This is a genomic window from Paenibacillus jamilae (genome assembly GCF_050482105.1).
GTDB classification, from domain to species: Bacteria; Bacillota; Bacilli; order Paenibacillales; family Paenibacillaceae; genus Paenibacillus; species Paenibacillus jamilae_B.
In genome coordinates, this window is record NZ_JBCNHI010000053.1 from 1 (window position 1) to 889 (window position 889).

An 889-nucleotide genomic window follows, 5' to 3' on the forward strand; every position below is an offset into this window, starting at 1 on the left:
ACCAGCACACGCCCCTGCCCACTCCAGTGGTATAATGCGGTACCGAGTGCGGTTAACAGCAGATCATTGACCTCTGTATGGTACGCACGATGTGATTCCTGAAGCAGCAGCCGGGTGTCCTGTTCGCTCCAAGCCACGGTCACCGTCTCACTGTCTCGAACCCAAAAATGTTGGCCTGCCGCTCTTTCTTGATCCTTAGGTAGCGATCCGACTTCCGCGTGGGCAAGACGCTGCCAGTATTCGCGTTCATTGTCGATGGCCGGACTGTTGGCATATTGAGATAAACGTTCTGCCCAAGTGGAGAACGAATCCGTTTTATACGGCAAGCGAATCGCTTCTCCCCGAACGGCCTGCTCATATCCTGTGGCAAAATCTTCAAACACAATCCGCCATGAAATGCCGTCTACGACCAAATGGTGAATCGCAATCAATAAGTGATCTCCATCCGTGCAGCGGAAAAGTCCCAGCTTCACCAGCGGTCCTTCATCCAGACGAATCGAGCTTTGAATGGCACTCGCCTTCGTTTCAATGGTTGCTGCCACCTCTGCAAGGGTTGGCATATCTGTCAAATCCACAATATCCAGACTGTACAGCTCGCCTTCATTCACACCGCGATTCCACGCTTCATAGCCCTGTTCGGTCTGACGGAAGATCATACGCAAGGCATCATGATGCTCCGTCACCTTGGTCATCGTTTGACGCAATGCGTCTAGATTGAAACCTTCTGCTCGATGCAGCATCACCGATTGGTTGAAATAATGTGGCTCTGCTGATGATAATCCAAAGAACCATTGCTGAATCGGCGTCAGCTTAACACTACCCGAAACCACGCCCTGATCGGCCGTACGACTCACTTTTTGTACATGACTGCTCAGCAGCGAAATGGACG

1 protein-coding gene is annotated in these 889 nt (G+C 51.6%); it reads right to left on the bottom strand.

The features are described from left to right. On the bottom strand, window positions 1–889 hold an 889-nt coding region (locus tag ABEW32_RS26175), incomplete at both ends, for a condensation domain-containing protein (protein ID WP_430193220.1).